This is a genomic window from Haloarcula sp. MBLA0163, from assembly GCF_055632435.1.
Genome location: NZ_CM145745.1, coordinates 1,384,233 through 1,404,083, shown reverse-complemented (window position 1 = coordinate 1,404,083; position 19,851 = coordinate 1,384,233). Strand labels below are relative to the sequence as shown.

Below are 19,851 nucleotides of genomic sequence, written 5' to 3'. Positions count from 1 at the left end.
CGTGAGCTACCCCAACGTCAACACGCTGTGGGCCGAGACGCTCGTGGAGGAACTGGTCGCCGGCGGCGTCGATTCGGTCTGTGTCTCCCCGGGGAGTCGGTCGACGCCGCTGACGGTGGCGTTCGCGGAACACCCTGACGTCACGGTGTACTCACACCTCGACGAGCGGTCCGCGGCGTTCTTCGCGCTCGGCCGCGCGAAGCGGACCGGGGCCCCGACGCCGCTGGTCTGTACCTCCGGGACGGCCGCCGCGAACTTCCACCCCGCGGTCATAGAGGCCGCCCAGTCGGGGGTGCCGATGCTCCTGTTGACTGCCGACCGGCCGCCGGAGCTCATCGACAGCGGCGCGAACCAGACCGTCGACCAGGAGAAGCTGTACGGCGACGCCGTCCGCTGGTACCGGGACATGCCCGAACCGGCGGCCAGACCGCGGGCGGTCCGGATGCTCCGGACGACGGCGGCACGTGCACTCTCGACCGCGACAGGGAGCGACCCCGGCCCGGTCCATCTCAACTGCCGGTTCCGGAAACCGCTCGAGCCGACGCCGGTGCCCGAGGAGGACCCGGACGGCGTGCCGGCCGACTGGGCCGGCGGAGACCGCCTCGCTGCGGAGGGCCGCGACGGCCCGTTCGTCAGGACGAGACGGGGCGCACCCGAGCCCCCGGCCGACGAAGTAGCTCGAATCGCTCGGACCGTCGAGCGGGCCGACCGGGGCCTGCTCGTCGCCGGCCCGGCGGACGACGGGCTCGGTGCCGAGGCACTGACCGCGCTCGCGAACGCGACCGGGTTCCCGGTGCTCGCCGACCCGCTCTCGAATCTCCGGTACGGCCCCCACGTCGACCGCGTCGACCCGCCGGTGTGTGGCGGTTACGACGCCTACCTCGGGAGCGAGGCGACGGCGTCGTGGGCCGACCCGGACGTCGTCGTCCGGGTCGGCGCGTCGCCGACCTCGAAGCCGCTCCGGCACTACCTCCGGGACGCCGACTGCCGGCAGGTCGTCGTCGACCCCTCGGGCGGGTGGACCGAGGCGGAGTTCACCGCGTCGGACTACCTCGTGGCCGACGAGGACGCCGTCGCCCGGGCGGTGGCCGACCGGGTGACAGAACCGGGGATGCGGGCGTGGCGCGAACGCTTCGCGACCGCCGAGCAAGTCCACTGGGAGGCCGTCTCGGACGCCCTCGAGAGCCGCTACTGGGAGGGCGGCGTACTGGCAGACGTGACTGCGCACGCGCCGGACCCGGCGACGGTGTTCGTCTCGAACAGCATGCCCGTGCGCGACCTCGACCGGTTCGGCGCACCCCGGACGGCCGACCTGACCGTCCTCGGCAACCGCGGCGCGAGCGGCATCGACGGCATCACATCGACGGCGCTGGGCGCGGGCAGTGCCACGGACGACCCCCTCGTCCTCGTCACCGGCGACCTCGCGTACTACCACGACATGAACGGGCTGCTGGCCCTCTCCCGGTGTGGCGTCGACGCGACCATCGTCCTCCTGAACAACGACGGCGGGGGCATCTTCCACGCGCTCCCCATCGAGGACCACGCCACCTTCGAGGAGCAGTTCAAGACCCCACACGGACTGGACTTCGGGCCCACGGGCGACCTCTACGGACTGTCCTTCCGCCGCGTAGAGGGCAGGGACGCGTTCGGCGAGGCGTTCGCCGACTCCGTCCGGACCGAGGGCACGCAGGTCATCGAAGTGGCCTTCGACGCGGCGACCAGTCACGGCGTCAGAGACGACCTGACCGCCCGCGTTCGGGAGACTATCGCCAGTCGGTGAGCGACGTTTCGAGGACGTCCACCGGGACCGACGTGCCCACAGTCGAGGCACGCCCCCGGAGGGGCCGGTCGAACGTCTCGTCGACTGGCTCGGCCTCGGTTCTCGTCGGCCGAGCCGGCGGCGTCGGGTACACCCCGACAGCCCGACCGTGGTGGCGACAGATACGAGAAACGCGCGGCGGCGGTGGTCCATACTCTCGAGACCCGCTGCCCGTACGAAGGTCTACTTCTACAACCGCAGTACCGAGTACGTGAGTATCGAGAACCCGAACGGGAGCCACGTCCCACTCAGGGCCACGATGCCCAGTAGCGAGAGGAAGCCGACGTCCAGGGCGACCAGCACCAGCGGCGTGACGAGGCTCCAGGCCCCGAAGACGAGCATCGCGACGTTGGGCACCGACTGGAGGTAGCCGACGACGAGGACGAGACAGAGGCCGAGGACGAGGTTGACGAACAGCGGGAACGCCGGAACCAACGCGCTGAACAGCAGGACCGGGTAGAGCGCGAACGTGAGGGCCAGCAGCGTCCGTTCGCGCCCGGTCGGGACGAGTCGCTCGTATCGCGACCCCGTCTGGACCGAGTCTCTGACCGCGTACGTGTCGGCGCCGGTCCAAGTCTCGGACCCGTCGGTGTCGGCGTAGCCGCCCGTCCCCGCGGTCCACCCGGCGGACCCGTCGCTGTCGGCCCGTGTCGTCCCGTCGTCGGCCCCCGTCTCGTCGGGGTGTGTCCCTCCAGTCCGGCCTTCCCGGTCCGCACGCACTCGCTCGCTGGCGCGCCGCTCCCGCTCGGCCCGTTCGCGCGCCTGTTGCCGCCTGTCACCGTCGTCCGAGTCGGTCTCTTGCTCGGTGGCCTGCGTGCGACCGGTCGTCGAACCGCCGTGGCCGGCCCGACGCGCCGCCGCGGCCACGTCGCTCCCGGTCACAGACGACTCCTGACGCACGAAGGCCTCGTGGCCGATGCGGTCGTAGCGGTCGCGGGCGGCCTCGTCGACGAGGACGTCGCGGGCCTCGACGATGGCCTGTGTCACCTCGCGAGCGTCGTCGTCGTCGCTCACGTCCGGGTGCGTCTCCTTCAACCGCTCCCGGTAGGCGGCCTCTATCTCGTCGGTCGTCGCGTCCGCCGCGACGCCGAGGACGTCGTAGAACGTCTCAGTCATGCGGGCGATGGACGGAACGTAGGTCGGCCACAGCTACGTATAAATCCTCGTCCCCAGTTCTCAGAACTCACGTTCGAGTTCGCGCTCGTCGGCCACCTCGTCGTGGGACTGGTCCGTCGCTGTGGCGCTCGGCCCGGCGTCGGCACGCTGGGTCGCCAACCGCTCCAGCGCGGCGGCGATACGGCCGAGCACCCCCACGAAGTGGTAGAACAGGTAGACGGTCCAGAGGACCGCGACGACGAGCAGGCCGAGCAGTATCTGTTGCACGATGACGAGACTGTAGGCGAGCACCAGGACCGAGAAGACGGCCAGACCGGCTCTCAGGGTTCGGTCGTTCGTGGTGGAGGGCATACGTCCGGCCACGGACGGCCGTGGTGAAAACGTTTCGCCGGCACTGCGAATCTTTTTGCGCCGCCCACCGTCATGCCCGGTATGGTCTCAGAGCTATTCGACCCGGACCGCTGGGAACCCGTCGAGCGGTTCGACTTCACGGACATCACCTACCACCGCTCTACCGAGACGGGCGCCGTGCGTATCGCGTTCGACCGCCCAGAGGTCCGCAACGCCTTCCGCCCCGAGACGGTCGACGAACTCTCCGCGGCACTGGACCACGCGAAGCGGCTGACCGACGTCGGCTGTGTGCTCCTCACCGGCAACGGCCCATCGCCGAAGGACGGCGGGTGGGCGTTCTGTTCGGGCGGCGACCAGCGCATCAGAGGCGAGAGCGGGTACGAGTACGAGGCCGACGCGGATATCGGGAACGACGACGCACCGGAGAACGTCGGCCGCCTGCACATCCTCGAGGTCCAGCGCCAGATACGCCACATCCCCAAGCCCGTCGTCGCCGTCGTCCCGGGGTGGGCCGTCGGTGGCGGCCACTCCCTGCACGTCGTCTGTGACCTCACCCTCGCGAGCGAGGAGCACGCGAAGTTCCTCCAGACCGACCCCGACGTGGGGAGCTTCGACGGCGGCTTCGGCTCGGCGTACCTCGCCAGACAGGTCGGCCAGAAGAAGGCCCGCGAGGTGTTCTTCCTCGGGAAGACCTACGACGCCGAGGAGGCCGCGGACATGGGCATGGTCAACGACGTGGTCCCCCACGAGGACCTGGCCGACGAGGCCCTCGACTGGGCCCGGCGCATGAACGAGAAGTCACCCACGGCGATGCGGATGCTGAAGTACGCCTTCAACCTCGACTCGGACGGCATGGTCGGCCAGCAGGTGTTCGCCGGCGAGGCGACGCGACTCGCCTACATGACCGACGAGGCACAGGAGGGCCGGGACGCGTTCAACGAGGGACGGAGACCTGACTTCGACGACGTCCCGTGGCACTACTGAGCCGTCTCGGACGAGTCGGCCCGTTTGAACCGGAGTTCGACGACGGTCCCGGTCGGCTCGTTGTCCCTGATGTCGAACTCGCCGCCGCTGTTTGTCACCATCCAGCGGACGAACCACAGCCCCAGCCCGCTGGTGTGCTGCAGGTCTGACTCCATCCCGGCCGAGAGGGCCTCCCGCTCCGCCTCGGGCATCCCGGGACCGTCGTCCGTGACGGTGACGACGACGGCGTCTGCCTCGACGCTGACGTCCAGTTCGACGGTCACGTCCGGCGGTCCGTACTCGATGGCGTTCTCGACGACCTCTGTGAGCCCGAGCTCGAAGGCGTCGAGGGCCAGCGCCGGGGCGGTGTCCGGAGCGTGCAGGACGACGGTCGCGTCGCCGTGCTCTATCGACGCCTCCTCGACGACGTGGCCGGCGTGGACGGCGACGTCCAGCGCCTCGACGGCGTCGGTCGAGTCCGGGTCGAGCGTCTCGTGGAACTGCCGCGCAGTGTCGGCCAGGTCCAGCAGTTCCTCGGCCGCCGTCTCGATGGCCGTGGCCCGCTCGGCGAGCGTCCGGTCGCTGGCGTCGGCGACGAACTCCGCCTGGGCCAGCACCACGTGGAGCTTGTTGCGGATGTTGTGCCTGAGCACCCGGTCGAGCACGGAGAGCCGGTGCTCCCGTTCCCGGTGGGCGGTCACGTCCCGGCTGACACAGACGACGCCGACGAACTCCTCGGCAGGCTTCATCGCCACGGCGGTCTGGAAGGTCCGGTCCCGGCCTTCGGCGTCGGGAATTCGTGTCTCGATGGTGCGCTGACGCGCGCCGGACTCGGCCATCTCCAGGACGGCCTCGGCGAGCGCGGCGGCGTGTGAGTCGCCGAGCACCGAGGCGACGTGTCGGCCGGTCAGCGTCGTCTCGGGCTCGCCCACCAGCGACGCCGTCGCCTCGTTGACCAGCGTGAACGCCATGTCCGAGTCGAGCGTGTATATCGGGTCCGCGGCCGTCTGGACGATCTGCTCGTACCGCCTGAGGTCCCGTTCGCGCTGCACGCGGTCGGTGATGTCCTGCTGGGTGCCGACGAAGTACGCCGGCCCGTCCTCGCCGTATATCGGGGCCAGCTCGACGCGGTTCCAGAATGCTGTCCCGTCCTTCCGGTAGTTCAGCAGTTCCACGGCGACCGGGTCGCCCTCGTCGATGGCTCGGCGCATCTTCCGTACCGGCTCGGAGTCGGTCTCGGGCCCCTGCAGGAACCGGCAGTTCCGTCCGAGGACCTCAGAACGGTCGTAGCCGGTTATCTCGACGAACGCCTCGTTCACGTACAGCATCTCCTGGTCGCCGCCGGCGTCAGCGATGGTGATGCCGGTGACGGCGTCGTCCATCGCGCGGCGGAACAGCGACAGCTCCTCGGACTGCCGGCGGATGTGCAGCAGCGACGCCACGCGCCGGTCGAACACGCGCTTGGTGGTGGGGATCTCCAGCACCTCGTCGACGCAGTCCGGTAGCTCTCGGACGCCCCGCTCGGGGGCCGACGGCTCGACGACCAGCAACACGGGGAGGAAGCGCGGGGCCACGTCGGCCCGGCGTGCCGATAGCTGGTCGGCCACCCGCTTGAGCGTCGCTGTGTCGACCAGACACAGATCGAACGCCGGCAGCGACGAGAGCGAGTCCGGAACCACCACCTCGTGGGCTGCTAGCTGCTCCCGCAGTAGCTGTCGGTTGCGTTCGTTCTCGGTCATCAACAGCACGCGCTGGGCATCGGCCTGGCCCCCGGCGACGAGCGAGTGGCCGTGGTCGGACATCGGCTACTCGGACCGCTTCGTCGGCGTCCCGGTCAGGATACCATGGAGGCCGTCGAGTGTCTCGCCGACGACCAGCCCCTCCGGGCCGATGCTGAACGACCTGAGCGTGGCCTCGAAGTCGCCGAACCGCTTCTTGAGGACGCCGATGGCCTTCCGTATCTCCCCGTCGACCTCGATGTAGCGGATGAACACGACGTTGTCCGCGAGGTAGGAGAGCCGGGAGTCCGACGCCTGGAACGTACCGGTCACCGACCGCACCTCGTCGCTCAACAGCACCGTCACCCCGCGGTTGCGGAGGTAGCGACACAGCGCGTTCAGTTCCGTCTGGAGCGCCTCCGGGTCGTCCCGGAGCGCCATCCGGTAGCCCGCGGTGCCGTCTATCATCACGAACTGGGTGTCACGCTCCTCGACGTCCTCCCGGACGGTGTTGGCGAACTCGTCGGCGGAGATGGTCAGTGGCTCCACCTCGGTCAGCTCGAACGTGCCATCGCCCGCCACGTCGTCGATACCGATGCCGACGGCCTCGGAACGGTGGCGGTAGCTCCGCTCTGTCTCCTCGAGCAGGTAGGCGGTGACCGTCTCGCCCCGGTCCGCGGCGGCCTGCAGGAACGCCGACCCGGTCGTGGACTTGCCGACGCCGCTGGGCCCGCTGATGAGGGTGATGCTCCCGCGCTCGATGCCGCCGCCCAGCAGGAGGTCCAGCGAGTCGATGCCGGAGGAGAGCACCTCGAACTCCGTCTCGCTCCTGTAGTCGCCGGGGACGAGACTGGGAAAGACCGTGAGGCCGGTCTCGGGGTCGATGCGGAGGCTGTGGCTCCCGCCCAGGAACCCGGACCCGCGGAACTTGTCGACCTCGAGCTCCCGGCCGTACTCCGAGCGCCGGAGCGTTATCGAGCCGTCGCTGAGGTACTGGAGGTCCTGGTCGGAGTCGTCGGCCCCGGGCTGGGTCGTGAACAACGTCGTCGCCCTGCGGTTCTTCAGGTAGCTCATCATCGACGCGGCCATGCGTTTGAACTGGTACTCGTCGGGCGAGAGGTGTCGCAGGAGCGTCAGCGGGTCGATGAACACCCGCTCGGGGTCGTGTTCCTCGACGGCGTCGGCGACCCGGCTGACCATCGAGTGGCTCTCGACCTCGTCGGGGCCGAAGATGGTGTACCCCTCGTCCTCCAGGAACTGCGTCGGCGATGGGCTCATGTCCACGACGACGACGTCCGAGAGGTCGAAGCCCAGCGAGGCGGCGTTGGCCGCGATGTCCTCGGCGGTCTCCTCGAAGGCCAGGTACAGGGTCGACTCCCCGGCGTCGGCCCCCGCCGTCAGGAAGTGGTAGCCGAGGATGGTCTTGCCCGCACCGGAGTCGCCGCGTATCGTGTAGGTCCGGTCGGGGATGAACCCCCCGTCGAGTATATCGTCCAGCCCCTCGATACCGGACGAGACGCGTGGAGCGTCACCTGCGGTCATACAGAAATATCGATGGGTGGCGACAAAAATGTGGCTATCAATTGGGGAAGATTCGACACGTACCGCTCGCTGGGACCGCTGCCGACCCCCGGACGGCTCGCCGACTACCCCTCGCCGACCATCCGGTCCTCGTCGTCCCACTCCTGCTGTCTGAGCTCGTACTTCTGGACCTTGCCGGTCGCCGTCGTCGGCAGTTCCTCGACGAACTCGACGTGGGTGACGGCCTTGAAGCTGGCCAGGCGCTCGCGGGTGAACGCCCGCAGCTCGGCGCCGTCGGTGCCGGGATTGTCGGGGTCGCCGGAGGCGGGGACGACGAACGCCTTCGGCGTCTCGCCCCACTCGTCGCTGGGCGCGGGGATGACCGCCACGTCGGAGACGGCGTCGTGCTCGTAGAGGGTGTCCTCAAGCTCGATGCTGGAGATGTTCTCCCCGCCGGAGATGATGATGTCCTTCTTCCGGTCCCGGATGGCTATCATCCCGTTCTCGTCGACGGTGGCCAGGTCGCCCATGTGGTAGTACCCCTCGACCCGGTCGGAGAACGCCGCCTCGGTCTCCGCCGGACTGTTCCAGTAGCGGTCCATCACCTGGTTGCCCTTGACGACCACCTCGCCCAGCGTCTCGTCGTCGTGGGGCACGTCCTCGCCGTTCTCGTCGACGACGCGTATCTCGGTGCCGAGGTAGCCGATGCCCTGGCGCTTCTTGACCGCGAAGCGGGCGTCGCTGTCGTCGTCGAAGAACCGCCGCGCGTCGGAGGTGGTGATGAGCGGCCCCGTCTCCGTCGCGCCGTAGACGTGTTTCAGGTACCAGCCGAAGTCGTCCTCGACGGCCCGGATGACCGCCTCGGGCGGGGCGCTGCCGGCCGTCGCTATCCGGACGTCGCTGTCGCCCGTGGTCTGTATCTGGCCGTCGTTGCTCTCGTAGTGGTCGATGAGCAGGTTCAGCACCGTCGGGGCGCCACAGAGGTACGAGACGTCCTCCTCGACCACCGTCTCGAAGATGCCGGCGGCGTCCACCCCGCGGGTACAGACGTGCGTGGCGCCCATCCCGGTGACCGAGAAGATGTGCCCCCAGCCGTTGACGTGGAACATCGGCAGGGTCCACAGGTACGTGTCGTCGTCGGCGATGTCCTGGTGGTGGGCGACCAGATACGCGTGGAGGGTCTCGGTCCGATGGGTCCGGCAGACTCCCTTCGGGTCGCCCGTCGTCCCGGAGGTGTAGTTGATGGTGATGACGTCGTCTTCGTCCATCTCGGGCCGGTCGAAGCCGCCCGGTTCGTCGACGAGGGCGTCGAAGGACTCCCAGTCGCCGTCGACAGCGTCCGTGTCGTTGGTGACGAACGTCTCTGTCGGCACCGAGTCACGCACGGTCTCAATCTTCTCGGCGTACTCGTAGTCGGCGTAGATGGCGTCGACGCCGGCGTCGCTGAGGATGTACTCGAAGTCGTCGGGCACCAGCCGGTAGTTCAGCGGGGTGTGGATGCCGCCGAGCTGCATGATGCCGTAGGCCGCTTCGAGGTGGTAGTGCGTGTTCGGGTCTAGCACGGCCACTCTGTCGCCCTTCTCGACGCCGCGCTCGGCCAGTGCGGCCGCGAACCCGTCGGCGCGCTCGCCCAGTTCGTCGTACGTGTACCGCTCGCCGGTCGTCGCCACGACCGCCTCGTGGTCGCCGTAGTACTTCCGCGCCCGGTCGATGAAGTCGGTCACCAGCAGTGGTTTCTGCATCGTATGGAACTGTACGAACAATCGTGACATATAGGTGAGGGAACCGACAACCGCGGCCGCTGCCCGCGGAACCACAGTCGCTTTGGGCGTCCCAGCCCAACGGAGCGGTAATGAGTACAGCGACGGCGGACGTCTCGAAGCGGAAGGCGTGGCTGATGGCCGCCCGGCCACAGACGCTCCCCGCCGGGGCCGCCCCGGTCGTCGTCGGGACCGGGCTCGCGGTCCACGCCGACGTCTTCGCACTGCTCCCGGCGCTCGCCGCACTCGTCGGGGCCCTCCTCATCCAGGTGGGGACGAACTTCGCGAACGACTACTACGACGCTATCAAAGGTGCCGACACGGACCAGCGAGAAGGGTTCACGCGCGTGACCGCGGGCGGCCTCATCGAACCCGACGCGGTCAAGCGAGCGATGCTGCTGACCTACGCGCTCGCCGTCGTCGTGGGCGTCTATCTCGTCGCCGTGGGCGGCCTCCCGATAGTCGTCGTCGGCCTCACGGGCATCGCCGCGGGCGTCCTCTACACTGGTGGCCCGCTCCCCTACGGCTACCGCGGCCTCGGGGACCTGTTCGTGTTCGTCTACTTCGGTCTGGTGGCGGTCACCGGGACCTACTACGTGCAGGCGGTCGCGAACACCCCCGCCGCCGGGCCGTTCCCGATGGCGCTCCCCGACGGGAGCCTCACCCTCGCCGCGGTGGTCGCGAGTCTGCCCGCAGCCGGCCTCTCGACGGCGATTCTGGTCGTCAACAACGTCCGCGACAGGGAGACGGACATGGCCGCCGGCAAGAAGACGCTGGCCGTCTACCTCGGCTACGGTTGGAGCCGCGTCGAGTTCCTGGCGCTCGTGGGGATGGCCTACGCCGTCCCGATCGTCTTCGCCGTCGACCCGGCCTTCGGCCTCCCGGCACTCGCGCCGCTGCTCTCCCTGCCGCTGGCCGTCAAGACGACCCGGACGGTGCTGACGAACACCGACGGGGCCGCGCTGAACCCGGCGCTGGAGCGCATGGGGCAGACGCTGTTCCTCCACTCGCTCCTGTTCGCCGCCGGCCTCGCACTCCCGGCGGTACTATGAAGACGACGCCGTTCTCGCTCCCGCTGAGGCGCCCGCTCGACACCGCCAGCGGCACCATCGCCGAGCGCGAGGGCGTCGTCGTCCGCTACGACCACCGTGGAGCGACCGGCGTCGGCGAGGCGACCCCGCTCCCCGGCTGGACGGAGTCGCTCGACGCCTGCCGGTCGGGGCTGGCGGACGCCGGCGCGGCCGCGGCGGAGGGCGGCCACACCGCCGCGATGCTGGCGCTCGACGCCGCGGAGGTGCCGGCCGCCCGCCACGGGTTCGCCACGGCGCTACTGGACGCCGACGCGAGGGCGGACGGCGTGGCGCTCTACCGGTGGTTCGACGCCGACAGACGCTGTCGGTCCGTCCCCGTCAACGCCACCGTCGGCGACGGGACGCCGCGGGAGACGGCCGACGCCGTCGCGAGCGCCGTCGACGCCGGCTTCGACTGCTGCAAGGTGAAGGTCGGCGCACGGACCGTCGACGACGACGTCGAGCGGTTCAGCGCCATCAGGGACCGCGTGGGCGACGGCGTGACCCTCCGGGCCGACGCGAACGGTGCGTGGTCCCGCGACCAGGCCGAGCGCGCCCTCGAGCGGTTCGCGGACCTCGGCGTCGAGTACGTCGAACAACCGCTCCCGGCCGACGACGTCGACGGGCACGCGGCTCTCCGGGGCGGGCCGGTCGGGGTCGCGCTCGACGAGTCGCTGGTCGACCGGCGCGTCGACGCGATACTCGACGCCGACGCGGCCGACGTGTTGGTCCTCAAGCCGATGGTGCTGGGCGGTCCCGGCAACGCCCACACGCTGGCGATGCGGGCCCGCGACCGCGGCGTCGACCCCGTCGTCACGACCACCATCGACGGCGTGGTCGCCCGCCTCGCCGCCCTCCACGTCGCCGCCGCGATACCGGACGTGCGGGCCTGCGGCCTCGCGACCGGCGACCGACTGGCGACGGACCTCGCGCCCGACCCGGCGACGGTCTCCGACGGTCGGATGTCGGTCCCCCAGTCGCCGGGCCTCGGCGTCGACCCGGCGGAGGTGGGGCCGGATGCGTGAGCCGGTCGACTGGCCGACGCGGGACCTCCTGACCCACCGCGTTCGGACGACGCCCGAGCGCACCGCGATGGTCGACGCGGACAGCGGCGTCGAGTCCACGTACCGGGACCTCGACGAAAGAGCGGACGACGTGGCCGCGACGATAGCCGAGTGGGCCGACGCGCCCGACGCCACCGTCGCGACGCTCGTGGATACTCGACCGGCGGTCGGTCCGCTGCTGTTCGGCGCGATGCGGGTCGGCGCGACCCTCGCGCCGTTGAACGTCGGCCTCGACGCGGAGAGCCTGTCGGCGAAACTGGCCGCGCTCGACGCCGACCTCCTCGTCTGTGAGCGAGCGACCGAGGAGCTGGCCACCCGAGTCGCGGACTGTCCGGTAGTCTCCCTCGACGCTCCCGCGGCGGACGCCGTTCGAGCGCTGGGGACAGCCACTGCGGCGGTCGACCCGGTCGAGGGTCACCGTGACGCGACCCAACTCGTGCTCTTCACGTCGGGGACCACGAGCGACCCGAAGGGCGTGCGACTGACCGTCGGCAACCTCGTCGCCAGCGCCACCGCCTCCGCGTTCCGACTCGGGGTGGCGCCGTCGGACCGCTGGCTCGTCTGCCTGCCGACCTACCACATGGGCGGTCTCGCCCCGTTCGTCCGCACCGCCCTCTACGGGTCGACCGTGGTGGTCCAGCGCGAGTTCGACCCATCGGCGACTGCGCACGCACTGGCCGAGTTCGACGTGACCGGCGTCTCGCTCGTGCCGACGATGCTCAAGCGTTTGCTCGAGGCCGACTGGAGCCCGGACGACGCGCTCCGGTTCGTCCTGCTCGGTGGGGGCCCGGCGAGTCGGGAGTTGCTCCGCCGCTGTCGCGAGCGCGGCGTGCCGGCGTGTCCCACCTACGGCATGACCGAGACCGCCTCGCAGATAGCGACGGCGCTGCCCGAGACGGCGTTCGAGTACGAGGGGACCGTCGGTCAGCCGCTCGTCTGTACCGACGTGACCGTCGTGGCCGACGGCGACCCGGTGGGCCCGGGCGAGCGCGGCGAACTCGTCGTCGACGGCCCGACGGTGACGCCGGGCTACCTCGACGACGACCGGACGGCCGAGGCGTTCGGTCCGCACGGCTTCCACACCGGAGACGTGGGCTACCGCGACGAGGACGGCCGGCTGTGGGTCGTCGGCCGCGTCGACGACCGCATCGTGACGGGCGGGGAGAACGTCGACGCCGGCACGGTGGCCGACGCTATCCGGGCGTGCCCGGGCGTCAACGACGCCGCCGTGGTCGGCCTCCCGGACGAGGAGTGGGGCCAGCGGGTCGCGGCGCTGGTGGTCGGGTCCGCGGCCCCCGAGACGGTGCGCGACCACTGCCGGACCCGCCTCGCGCCCCACGAGGTCCCGAAGACCGTTCGGGTGGCGCCCTCGCTCCCGCGGACGGCCTCCGGCACCGTCGACCGCGACGCGGTCCGCGAGCGGTTGCAGGCGTAGCCAGCGGTCCGGCAAAGCCGTTTTCTACTCGTGTCGTCTACCAACGTCCGTGTGTACAATCGTCCTCGCGTGGCAGGTGTTCGACGGGACGCCCGTCGCCGTCGCCGCGAACCGTGACGAGCGCGTCGACCGCCCGTCCGAACCGCCGGCAGTGCGTCACTGGGGCGCCCGCGTCGTGGCGCCGGCCGACGGCGAAGCGGAGGGCACGTGGCTGGGCTACAACGAACACGGCCTCCTCGCGGCCGTCACCAACCGGTGGGTGGACGCCGACCTCGCGGGCGAGCGCTCCCGCGGCCTGCTGGTCCGGGACTGCCTCGGCCACGAGACGGCCGAAGACGCCGCCCGCGCCGTCGAGCGGGCGACCCGCGAGGCGGAGTACGAGGGGTTCAACCTCCTGCTGGCCGACGAGAACGCCGCCGTGCTGCTGGAGTGGGACGGCCAGCTTGCGGTCCGGAACTTCCAGCCGGGCGTCCACGTGGTCGTCAACGTCGGCGCGGACGGCGACTACCGGATTCCGAGTCGTCGGCCCGACGTGGGCGAACAGCAGGCCGTGAACGCCGACCGACTCCGGGAGGCCATGCAGGTCGAACCCGGAGAGGGCGCCGACGCGTGGCTGGACCGCGCGGGCGAGACCATCGCCGACCACGACTACGGCGTCTGCGTCCACGGCGACGGTTTCGGCACCCGGTCCTCGTCGCTCGTCGCCCTCGGCGCGGGCCAGCGCTACGAGTTCGCCGACGGGCCACCGTGCACCACGGCGTTCCACCCGGTCGAAGGTCAGATTTAAGCGGCCGACCGTCGGTGTTGTTACCATAATGAGTTCGGCAGCGTCGGAGGCGGACCTCTCTGAGGACGAACGAGCCGGGTTGGAACTCATCCGCGAGTCCGGCGGTATCCACCAGAGCGACTTCTGGAAGGAGCTGGACGTCTCCTCCCGGAAGGGCAGTCGCATCGTCGAGTCCCTCTTCGAGAAGGGACTCATCCAGCGTGAGGAGACGGTCTACGAGGGACACAACACGTACCACCTCACGCCCGCGGCCCGCGACCTGGAGTTCTCGCTGTTGATGGCCGGCGACCAGTTGTCACCGTTCATCGGGGACGAGGAGGTCGACCCACACGACGACGCCTTCTCCCAGTGGGTCATGAACCTCGCGTACCAGAACTGACCGGCCCTCTCGCGGTCCGTTCGAGCCAGCGACGGAGCGGCCGCTCCGTCGTCGGCGGAAAGAGAGAATCGGGGTCGGCCGCTCAGTCTTCGAGCGCGTCGGCGATGCGGTCCAGCGAGCGGCGGACGTCGTGGACCTCGTCGCGGAGCTTTCGGATCTCGCGGGTCAGTTCCTCGTTGTCGCTCCCGCTCTCCTCTTCGGCCCCGCGTCCGGGCGGACCGCCGCCCATGCCGCCGGGGCCCCCGGGGCCGCCGCCCATCATGCCGCCCATCATCTGTGCGAACGGGTTGCCGCCGCCACCCATGCCGCCGGGGCCGCCACCGCCGCCCATCATCTCTTCCATGCGCTCCTCGCGGCTCATCTCGCCCTCCTCGCCCTCCTCTCGTTCCTCGGCGCGCTTCTGTCGAATCTCCTCGACGCGCTCTCGGAAGGACTTCTCTTCCTCGCCGTTCTCGCTCGATTCCGCCGCTTCGTCGGCGTTCTCGGGTTCGTCGTCTGCCATACCTCCGGGTTCGGCTGGGCCGCTGAAAAGGGTTGTCGTGTCAGGCCAATCGGCGCACGAGCACCGAGAGCCCGATGCCACACCCGAGCAGGACGACGAGGTTGAACCCGGCCATGAACAGCGGGCGATACCGCCGGGTGACGAAGGTGTCGACGGCCGCCGACACCGAGAAGTAGAGCCGGAATGTGGCCACCAGTGCGACGAGGACGAGGACGCCGATGGCCGCGAACTGGAGGTACTCGACGGCAGCGTACCCCTCGTCGGCGTCCACAGACGGTGACTCCTCGGGCGTCGGCGACGGGGGTGCGTCGTCGCTCTGTGTCTGGTCGGTCGGTACAGTCGGGTCGGTAGTTGGGTCCTCGGTCATGCGTGTCTCCGTGTGAGTCCGAGCGCCGCGACGAGGAGGGCGACGAGCGCGGCGATAGCGGTGAAACCGGGGCCGCTCCCGCCGGCAGTCCTCGCTTCCGCTCGTTCGGTCATCCGGTCCGGTGCCGCCGTCGACTCCTCGAAGTCGCCCGAGTCGAACCCGACGTCGCGGCGCGTCTCGTTCTCGGTCAGCGTCTCCTGCGGGTCGAGGTTCGCGGGCGCGCTCTCCGTGGCGACGATGACGCCGTCGGACTGGAGGATGCCGTCGAGCCAGTAGTTGTAGCCGTCGGGCACGGTCAGCGTCGTGCTGACCGTCTGCGTCCGACCGGGGCGTATCTGGCCCACCTCGAGCGTCGACGTGTCGGCGACGACGTTCGACTCCGCCTGCCGGGCGCGCAGTCGAAGCGCGAGGCCGCCAGACGGGTCGTCGCCGCTGTTGGTGAGGTAGGTCGTCACGTTCAGCGTCGTCTCGTCGTTCTCGACGTCGACTATCCGGTACGAGATGGCCCGCAGCGGCGTGTTCGTGTTCTCGAACCGGTGGAACGAGACCGTCGACCGGGCGTACGCCGGCGTCAGGGCGCCGACGTTCCTGACCATCCGCCGCTGGCCGGTGACGCGGCGGCCGTCCTCGTACACCGTCGTCTCGATGCGGTAGTCGCCGTCGCGCTCGACGGTGAGGTTCCGGGTGAAGGAGACGTCCCGGTCACCGCTGACGTTGCCGAGCGACTGTCGTTCCGTCGTCGCTACCAGTCCGGTGTCGGCGTCGATGGCCCGCGTCACGACGGTGACGTTCTCCGCCGCCCCACCTCGGTGTTCGAGGCTGGACGTGAGCGAGAGCGTCACCGTCTCGCCGGCGACGTCGGGGGCATCGACGTAGGACTCTCGGAGGTCGAGGTGACTCGGCCGCACGTCCTCGGTCGGCTCCGAGAGGACGCCGGGGACCGCCGTCGCACTGGCGACCATCGTCAGCGTCAGGAGGGCGATGGCCCCAGCGAGGAGTGCTTCGCGTCGCACGGGTGTGAGCGCGACACCGGGCGGTAAGTGTTTTGTGTGTGACCAGACGCCGGCGGAGAGAACCTACCCGAACGCGCCGAGGCTGGACTGGAGGTCGCGGTCGGTGCCGCCCTCTGTCAGTTCGTAGCCCACCAGGTCGCGGAGGTCGACGGCGTACGTGCTCCCGTTGTTGTCGAGGACGGCGACGCGCCCCTTCGTCCCGCGGACGGTCCCGGTCGCGAGCGTCTCGGCCATCGGGCGCTCGGCGAGTTCGAGGCCGTAGTCGAGGTCGTAGGTCGCGAGCGTCTCGTACTCGTCGAGGAGAGCCGCCCAGAACCGCTCGTCGACTGACTCGTGGAGGCCCGCTATCTTCCTTGGGACCCGAACCCGGTCGCCGAGGTCCGTCGCGACGTCGGCCTCTATCTGCCGGGCGACGCGCCCGTCGGCGACGGTCCGGAGGTGGGCGGCCCGGTCGGCGCCCTGCTCGCGCAGGCGGGTCTCGAGACGCCACGACCGGGTGACGCCGACCTTGACGATGTCGGGGGCAAAGGCCGCCAGGTAGACGGCGTGTTCCTCGTCGCAGGCCTCGATAGGTTTGTCGCAGTCGCCGGTACACCGGGCGCAGGGCCACCTGCTCGTGTGTTCCGGGCAGTACGGCGCGTCCGCCGCGTCGCAGGCGTAGTGTCGCTCGCCGTCGACGGCGCCCGCGCAGTGGCGCGCCCCCAGCGCGTAGCTCAGTTCGGTCCCCGGGTCCAGTCGCTCGACGGCCACCGTCCCCTCGTCGGCGAGGAGCAGTGCGGCGTGGTCTTCGACGCGAGACCGGTACCCGACGACCTGCACGTCCCAGCGTTGGCGACCGACGGGCAAAGGGGTACCGGGATGACGTTTTTGCGCCTCGGGTGACAACTCTCGGGTATGGCCGGCCTCGAACTCACCAGTCCGGCGTTCGCCGACGGCGAGCGCATCCCCGAGGAGCACGGCTACGCGGCGGCGAACACGAGCCCGCCGCTGGAGATACGGGGCGTCCCCGACGACGCCGAGTCGCTGGTCCTCGTCGTCGACGACCCCGACGCGAAGGACCCGGCCGGGAAGGTGTGGGACCACTGGGTCCTCTGGAACGTCCCGCCAGACGTGACAGAGATACCCGAGGCCACGACCCCCGAGAGCGCGGTCGAGGGGCAGAACGACTTCGGCGAGGTCGGATGGGGCGGCCCGAACCCCCCGGACCGCGAGCACACCTACCGGTTCCTGCTGTACGCGCTGGACACGACGCTCGACCTCAAGCCGGGCGCGAGCAAGGACGAGGTCTACGACGCCGCCAGCGGCCACACGGTCGGGAAGGCGGAACTGACAGGGACGTTCCCGGCCTGACGAACCGCCCCGACGCGACGCTCACCAGAGGCCGAGGAGAGCGGCGACGCCGCCCATCACGAACAGCAGCGGGAGGAGCGAACTCGTGCCGGTGAGCGCGGCCAGTGCCCCGACGCCACCCAGCGCTATCGCGGCCGTTCGCTTGTACTCCGGGACCCGGTCGCGAACCTGTGGCACGGCGGCACCGAGCAGGTACAGCGCGAACGACCCGAACAGGACCACACGGACCGCGTCGCCACCACCGACGACCACGAGTGCGGTGACGGCGCCGCAGAGAACCCCGCCGACGGCGAACAGGGTCCGCTCCGTGTCGAGGTCACGCGGGCGTGCGAGCAGTCTCATACCCCTCTCTCCGGGACTGGCCGTATAATACTCACCGCAAACACGGCAGCCGGTCGCTCACAGTTCCTCGAGCAGTTCGCGGGCGCACTGTCGCACCGCGTCGTCGCTCGACTGGGACGGCTCCCAGCCCAGCGCGGCGAGCTTGTCGATGGAGAGGCGCATCCGCGGGACGTCGCCGGTCCACCCGCGGTCGCCGCCGGTGTACTCGTACGCCGGGTCGATACCCATCTCGTCGGCGACGATGTCGGCGATGCGGTCGACGGACGTCGTGGTGCGGGTGCCGAGGTTGAACACGTTGTGGTCGTCGTCGGCGTGTTCGACGGCGTAGACCATGGCGTCGACGCACTCGGAGACGTGCATGTAGGACTTCTGCTGGCGGCCGTCACCGAGGATGGTCAGCGAGTCGGGGGTCTCCCGCAGCTTCTCGACGAAGTCCGGGATGACCGCGCCCCGAAGTCGGGGGCCGACGATGTTGGCGAAGCGGAACACCCACGACTGCAGGTCGTGGCTGTGGGCGTACGTCGAGATGAGCGACTCCTCGGCGAGTTTCGTCGCGCCGTAGACGCTGATGGGTTCCAGCGGCGCGTAGTCCTCCGGCGTCGGCCGCGGCGCCTCCCCGTACACGGTCGACGACGACGTAAACACGACGTGCTCGACGCCCACCTCGTCCATCCGTTCGAGGACGTTGTACGTAATCGCGCTGTTGTCGGTGAACTGGCGGCGCGGCGCGTCGGTGTCGACCAGTTTCGAGGCTGCGAGGTGGACCACGAGGTCGGTGTCGGCGGTGACGGCCTCGGCGACCACGGCGGGGTCGGTCAGGTCGCCCTCGAGGAACGTCGCGTCGTCGTGGACCCACTCGCGACGGCCGTTCGAGCCGTCGTCGACGACGAGGACGTCGTTGTCCGGGACGAGGTGTTCGACGAGGTGAGAGCCGATGAAGCCCGCACCGCCCGTGACGACGATGCGCTGGCCTTCGAGGTGCATACCCGGAGTCGACGGGGACGGTCAAATAGCGTTCCGGTACCGCGATGGACGCCGTTTTATAGCTCGCGGGGCGAGTAGGGAGTATGACGCGACTCAGCCGCCGCGGCTTCATCGTCGGGAGCGTCGGCCTCGCCGGTGCGACTGCTGGCTGTCTCTCCGGCGGGTCCGGGGGAGACGGGTCCGACGGCAGTTCGGTCCCCACTGCGAGCGGGCAGCCCCTCTCCGCGCCCGTCGCCGGGAATCCAGACGCCGACGTGACCGTCGCCGCGTACGAGGACTACGCCTGTCCCCACTGTCAGACCTACTCGCAGACGGTCTTCCCGAAGGTCCGGGAGAACTTCCTCGCCGACGGGGCGGTCCGCTACGAGTTCCACGACTTCCCGATTCCGGTCGACGAACAGGTCTCGTGGCAGGCCGCGAACGCCGCCCGCAAGGTGCAGGACGCGGCGGGCGACGCCGCCTACTTCACGTACTCGAAGCGGCTGTTCGACAACCAGAGCCGACTCGGGCCGGACGTGTACGCCGAACTCGCCGACGGCCTCGACGTCGACGGGTCGGCGGTCCGCGAGGCCGCCACGGGGCGGACCTACGACCCGACGGTGCAGGCCGACCGCGACAGGGCCGTCGAGAAGGGGCTGCGCGGGACGCCGACGGTCCTCGTGAACGACCAACCGGTCGAGTGGCAGGAGATAGCCTACGCACCGGTCCGGGACGCCATCGAATCGGCGCTGGACGGATGAGAGGCGACAACGAGGTGACTGTGCTCCGTCTCGGCCACCGACCCGGTCGGGACGAGCGCATGACGACCCACGTGGGGCTCACCGCCCGGGCGCTGGGTGCCGACCGCGTGGTCATGGCGGGGTCGGCGCGCGACCGCACCGACACCATCGTCGACATCACCGAGCGGTTCGGTGGCCCGTTCGAAGTCGACGTCACACAGGAGCCAAAGCGGCTCATCCGCGACTTCGAGGGTGCCGTCGTCCACCTCACGATGTACGGCGAACCGGTACAGGACGTCGAGGCCGCCGTCCGCGAGGCACACGCCGAGGGACCGCTCCTGCTCGTCGTCGGGGCCGAGAAGGTCCCCTTCGAGGTGTACGAGCACGCGGACTACAACGTCGGCGTGACGAACCAACCACACTCGGAGGTGGCCTCCCTCGCGGTGTTCCTCGACCGCCTCTTCGAGGGCCGCGAGCTCGAACGGGAGTGGGAGGACCCCGACCGCGTCGTCGTCCCGATGGAGACGGGCAAGCGCGTGGTCGACCCCGAGGACGTCGACGATGGGGCGTGAGGCCGCCGTCGCGCCCGGC

At 70.1% G+C, this 19,851-nt stretch carries 21 protein-coding genes; 10 read left to right on the top strand and 11 right to left on the bottom strand.

Annotated features, from left to right (window positions below; genetic code table 11):
- The first annotated feature begins 1 nt into the window (after nucleotide 1).
- A complete protein-coding gene (menD, locus tag ACV7GQ_RS07515; RefSeq protein ID WP_470312897.1) occupies nucleotides 2–1,780 on the top strand; it encodes a 2-succinyl-5-enolpyruvyl-6-hydroxy-3-cyclohexene-1-carboxylic-acid synthase in 1,779 nt (592 codons plus the stop codon).
- A gap of 228 nt (nucleotides 1,781–2,008) precedes the next feature.
- Here menD and ACV7GQ_RS07510 read toward each other — a convergent pair whose 3' ends face one another.
- Both ACV7GQ_RS07510 and ACV7GQ_RS07505 read right to left on the bottom strand, forming a co-directional pair.
- Complete coding sequence (locus ACV7GQ_RS07510) at nucleotides 2,009–2,935, bottom strand: J domain-containing protein (protein ID WP_470312896.1); 927 nt, start codon at nucleotides 2,933–2,935, stop codon at nucleotides 2,009–2,011.
- A gap of 60 nt (nucleotides 2,936–2,995) precedes the next feature.
- A complete protein-coding gene (locus tag ACV7GQ_RS07505; protein WP_470312895.1) occupies nucleotides 2,996–3,286 on the bottom strand; it encodes a DUF8066 domain-containing protein in 291 nt (96 codons plus the stop codon).
- An 81-nt stretch (nucleotides 3,287–3,367) separates the two neighbouring features.
- Here ACV7GQ_RS07505 and ACV7GQ_RS07500 point away from each other — a divergent pair, with 81 nt between their 5' ends.
- Nucleotides 3,368–4,270, top strand: a complete 903-nt coding sequence (locus ACV7GQ_RS07500) for a 1,4-dihydroxy-2-naphthoyl-CoA synthase (protein WP_470312894.1) — start codon at nucleotides 3,368–3,370, stop codon at nucleotides 4,268–4,270.
- Here ACV7GQ_RS07500 and ACV7GQ_RS07495 read toward each other — a convergent pair.
- The 3 genes from ACV7GQ_RS07495 to ACV7GQ_RS07485 form a co-directional block, all read right to left on the bottom strand.
- Entirely contained in the window at nucleotides 4,264–6,051 is a 1,788-nt protein-coding gene (locus ACV7GQ_RS07495; protein WP_470312893.1) for a PAS domain-containing sensor histidine kinase, read from the bottom strand. The two genes, ACV7GQ_RS07500 and ACV7GQ_RS07495, sit on opposite strands and share 7 nt — an antisense overlap.
- A 3-nt stretch (nucleotides 6,052–6,054) precedes the next feature.
- Complete coding sequence (locus ACV7GQ_RS07490; RefSeq protein ID WP_470312892.1) at nucleotides 6,055–7,509, bottom strand: ATPase domain-containing protein; 1,455 nt, start codon at nucleotides 7,507–7,509, stop codon at nucleotides 6,055–6,057.
- Between the two features lie 104 nt (nucleotides 7,510–7,613).
- Nucleotides 7,614–9,230 carry an AMP-binding protein gene (locus ACV7GQ_RS07485; RefSeq protein WP_470312891.1) on the bottom strand — a complete coding sequence of 539 codons (1,617 nt, stop codon included), beginning with the start codon at nucleotides 9,228–9,230 and terminating at the stop codon, nucleotides 7,614–7,616.
- A 110-nt stretch (nucleotides 9,231–9,340) separates the two neighbouring features.
- On the opposite strand from ACV7GQ_RS07485, the gene ACV7GQ_RS07480 reads away from it, so the two are divergent.
- The 5 genes from ACV7GQ_RS07480 to ACV7GQ_RS07460 are packed head-to-tail and all read left to right on the top strand — an operon-like array spanning nucleotide 9,341 to nucleotide 13,983.
- Nucleotides 9,341–10,300 (top strand): 1,4-dihydroxy-2-naphthoate polyprenyltransferase, encoded by a 960-nt coding sequence (locus ACV7GQ_RS07480; protein ID WP_470312890.1) that lies wholly within the window; start codon nucleotides 9,341–9,343, stop codon nucleotides 10,298–10,300.
- Nucleotides 10,297–11,343 (top strand): mandelate racemase/muconate lactonizing enzyme family protein, encoded by a 1,047-nt coding sequence (locus tag ACV7GQ_RS07475; protein ID WP_470312889.1) that lies wholly within the window; start codon nucleotides 10,297–10,299, stop codon nucleotides 11,341–11,343. The genes ACV7GQ_RS07480 and ACV7GQ_RS07475 overlap by 4 nt, the downstream gene beginning before the upstream one ends.
- Nucleotides 11,336–12,817 carry a class I adenylate-forming enzyme family protein gene (locus tag ACV7GQ_RS07470; RefSeq protein ID WP_470312888.1) on the top strand — a complete coding sequence of 494 codons (1,482 nt, stop codon included), beginning with the start codon at nucleotides 11,336–11,338 and terminating at the stop codon, nucleotides 12,815–12,817. The genes ACV7GQ_RS07475 and ACV7GQ_RS07470 overlap by 8 nt, the downstream gene beginning before the upstream one ends.
- Before the next feature lie 49 nt (nucleotides 12,818–12,866).
- Complete coding sequence (locus ACV7GQ_RS07465) at nucleotides 12,867–13,604, top strand: NRDE family protein (protein ID WP_470312887.1); 738 nt, start codon at nucleotides 12,867–12,869, stop codon at nucleotides 13,602–13,604.
- A 28-nt stretch (nucleotides 13,605–13,632) separates the two neighbouring features.
- The gene (locus ACV7GQ_RS07460; RefSeq protein WP_220618331.1) at nucleotides 13,633–13,983 is read left to right on the top strand and encodes a helix-turn-helix transcriptional regulator; all 351 of its coding nucleotides are present in this window, start codon (nucleotides 13,633–13,635) and stop codon (nucleotides 13,981–13,983) included.
- Between the two features lie 82 nt (nucleotides 13,984–14,065).
- Here the strand turns inward: ACV7GQ_RS07460 and ACV7GQ_RS07455 are convergent, their stop codons facing one another.
- The 4 genes from ACV7GQ_RS07455 to ACV7GQ_RS07440 all read right to left on the bottom strand — a co-directional run bounded on the left by ACV7GQ_RS07455 (nucleotide 14,066) and on the right by ACV7GQ_RS07440 (nucleotide 16,684).
- A complete protein-coding gene (locus ACV7GQ_RS07455) occupies nucleotides 14,066–14,485 on the bottom strand; it encodes a hypothetical protein (protein ID WP_470312886.1) in 420 nt (139 codons plus the stop codon).
- Between the two features lie 40 nt (nucleotides 14,486–14,525).
- Nucleotides 14,526–14,852: a DUF8060 family membrane protein gene (locus ACV7GQ_RS07450; RefSeq protein ID WP_470312885.1), complete on the bottom strand. Its 327-nt coding sequence runs from the start codon at nucleotides 14,850–14,852 to the stop codon at nucleotides 14,526–14,528.
- Nucleotides 14,849–15,865, bottom strand: a complete 1,017-nt coding sequence (locus tag ACV7GQ_RS07445; protein WP_470312884.1) for a DUF7490 domain-containing protein — start codon at nucleotides 15,863–15,865, stop codon at nucleotides 14,849–14,851. The genes ACV7GQ_RS07450 and ACV7GQ_RS07445 overlap by 4 nt, the downstream gene beginning before the upstream one ends.
- A 63-nt stretch (nucleotides 15,866–15,928) precedes the next feature.
- On the bottom strand, nucleotides 15,929–16,684 hold the full coding sequence (locus ACV7GQ_RS07440) for a DUF2797 domain-containing protein (RefSeq protein ID WP_470312883.1): 756 nt from the start codon (nucleotides 16,682–16,684) through the stop codon (nucleotides 15,929–15,931).
- Between the two features lie 75 nt (nucleotides 16,685–16,759).
- Between ACV7GQ_RS07440 and ACV7GQ_RS07435 the strand changes: the two genes are divergently transcribed.
- Nucleotides 16,760–17,215 carry a YbhB/YbcL family Raf kinase inhibitor-like protein gene (locus ACV7GQ_RS07435; protein WP_470312882.1) on the top strand — a complete coding sequence of 152 codons (456 nt, stop codon included), beginning with the start codon at nucleotides 16,760–16,762 and terminating at the stop codon, nucleotides 17,213–17,215.
- Between the two features lie 21 nt (nucleotides 17,216–17,236).
- Here the strand turns inward: ACV7GQ_RS07435 and ACV7GQ_RS07430 are convergent, their stop codons facing one another.
- Together ACV7GQ_RS07430 and ACV7GQ_RS07425 are read right to left on the bottom strand one after the other, a co-directional pair.
- Nucleotides 17,237–17,557 carry a hypothetical protein gene (locus ACV7GQ_RS07430; protein WP_470312881.1) on the bottom strand — a complete coding sequence of 107 codons (321 nt, stop codon included), beginning with the start codon at nucleotides 17,555–17,557 and terminating at the stop codon, nucleotides 17,237–17,239.
- A gap of 57 nt (nucleotides 17,558–17,614) precedes the next feature.
- Nucleotides 17,615–18,541, bottom strand: a complete 927-nt coding sequence (locus tag ACV7GQ_RS07425; protein WP_470312880.1) for an NAD-dependent epimerase/dehydratase family protein — start codon at nucleotides 18,539–18,541, stop codon at nucleotides 17,615–17,617.
- Between the two features lie 83 nt (nucleotides 18,542–18,624).
- Here ACV7GQ_RS07425 and ACV7GQ_RS07420 point away from each other — a divergent pair, with 83 nt between their 5' ends.
- A complete protein-coding gene (locus ACV7GQ_RS07420) occupies nucleotides 18,625–19,281 on the top strand; it encodes a DsbA family protein (protein WP_470312879.1) in 657 nt (218 codons plus the stop codon).
- Nucleotides 19,278–19,832, top strand: a complete 555-nt coding sequence (locus ACV7GQ_RS07415; RefSeq protein ID WP_470312878.1) for a tRNA (cytidine(56)-2'-O)-methyltransferase — start codon at nucleotides 19,278–19,280, stop codon at nucleotides 19,830–19,832. The genes ACV7GQ_RS07420 and ACV7GQ_RS07415 overlap by 4 nt, the downstream gene beginning before the upstream one ends.
- The last annotated feature ends 19 nt before the right edge of the window (nucleotides 19,833–19,851 follow it).

Excerpts from the sequence above, each read along its gene's own strand:
- ACV7GQ_RS07455 (WP_470312886.1), bottom strand. The coding sequence starts at position 14,485 with ATGGCAGACGACGAACCCGAGAACGCCGACGAAGCGGCGGAATCGAGC.
- ACV7GQ_RS07435 (WP_470312882.1), top strand. The coding sequence starts at position 16,760 with ATGGCCGGCCTCGAACTCACCAGTCCGGCGTTCGCCGACGGCGAGCGC.
- ACV7GQ_RS07495 (WP_470312893.1), bottom strand. The coding sequence starts at position 6,051 with ATGTCCGACCACGGCCACTCGCTCGTCGCCGGGGGCCAGGCCGATGCC.
- ACV7GQ_RS07510 (WP_470312896.1), bottom strand. The coding sequence starts at position 2,935 with ATGACTGAGACGTTCTACGACGTCCTCGGCGTCGCGGCGGACGCGACG.
- ACV7GQ_RS07505 (WP_470312895.1), bottom strand. The coding sequence starts at position 3,286 with ATGCCCTCCACCACGAACGACCGAACCCTGAGAGCCGGTCTGGCCGTC.
- ACV7GQ_RS07475 (WP_470312889.1), top strand. The coding sequence starts at position 10,297 with ATGAAGACGACGCCGTTCTCGCTCCCGCTGAGGCGCCCGCTCGACACC.
- ACV7GQ_RS07500 (WP_470312894.1), top strand. The coding sequence starts at position 3,368 with ATGGTCTCAGAGCTATTCGACCCGGACCGCTGGGAACCCGTCGAGCGG.
- ACV7GQ_RS07415 (WP_470312878.1), top strand. The coding sequence starts at position 19,278 with ATGAGAGGCGACAACGAGGTGACTGTGCTCCGTCTCGGCCACCGACCC.
- ACV7GQ_RS07460 (WP_220618331.1), top strand. The coding sequence starts at position 13,633 with ATGAGTTCGGCAGCGTCGGAGGCGGACCTCTCTGAGGACGAACGAGCC.
- ACV7GQ_RS07430 (WP_470312881.1), bottom strand. The coding sequence starts at position 17,557 with ATGAGACTGCTCGCACGCCCGCGTGACCTCGACACGGAGCGGACCCTG.
- ACV7GQ_RS07485 (WP_470312891.1), bottom strand. The coding sequence starts at position 9,230 with ATGCAGAAACCACTGCTGGTGACCGACTTCATCGACCGGGCGCGGAAG.
- ACV7GQ_RS07480 (WP_470312890.1), top strand. The coding sequence starts at position 9,341 with ATGAGTACAGCGACGGCGGACGTCTCGAAGCGGAAGGCGTGGCTGATG.
- ACV7GQ_RS07420 (WP_470312879.1), top strand. The coding sequence starts at position 18,625 with ATGACGCGACTCAGCCGCCGCGGCTTCATCGTCGGGAGCGTCGGCCTC.
- ACV7GQ_RS07470 (WP_470312888.1), top strand. The coding sequence starts at position 11,336 with ATGCGTGAGCCGGTCGACTGGCCGACGCGGGACCTCCTGACCCACCGC.
- ACV7GQ_RS07425 (WP_470312880.1), bottom strand. The coding sequence starts at position 18,541 with ATGCACCTCGAAGGCCAGCGCATCGTCGTCACGGGCGGTGCGGGCTTC.
- ACV7GQ_RS07450 (WP_470312885.1), bottom strand. The coding sequence starts at position 14,852 with ATGACCGAGGACCCAACTACCGACCCGACTGTACCGACCGACCAGACA.
- ACV7GQ_RS07490 (WP_470312892.1), bottom strand. The coding sequence starts at position 7,509 with ATGACCGCAGGTGACGCTCCACGCGTCTCGTCCGGTATCGAGGGGCTG.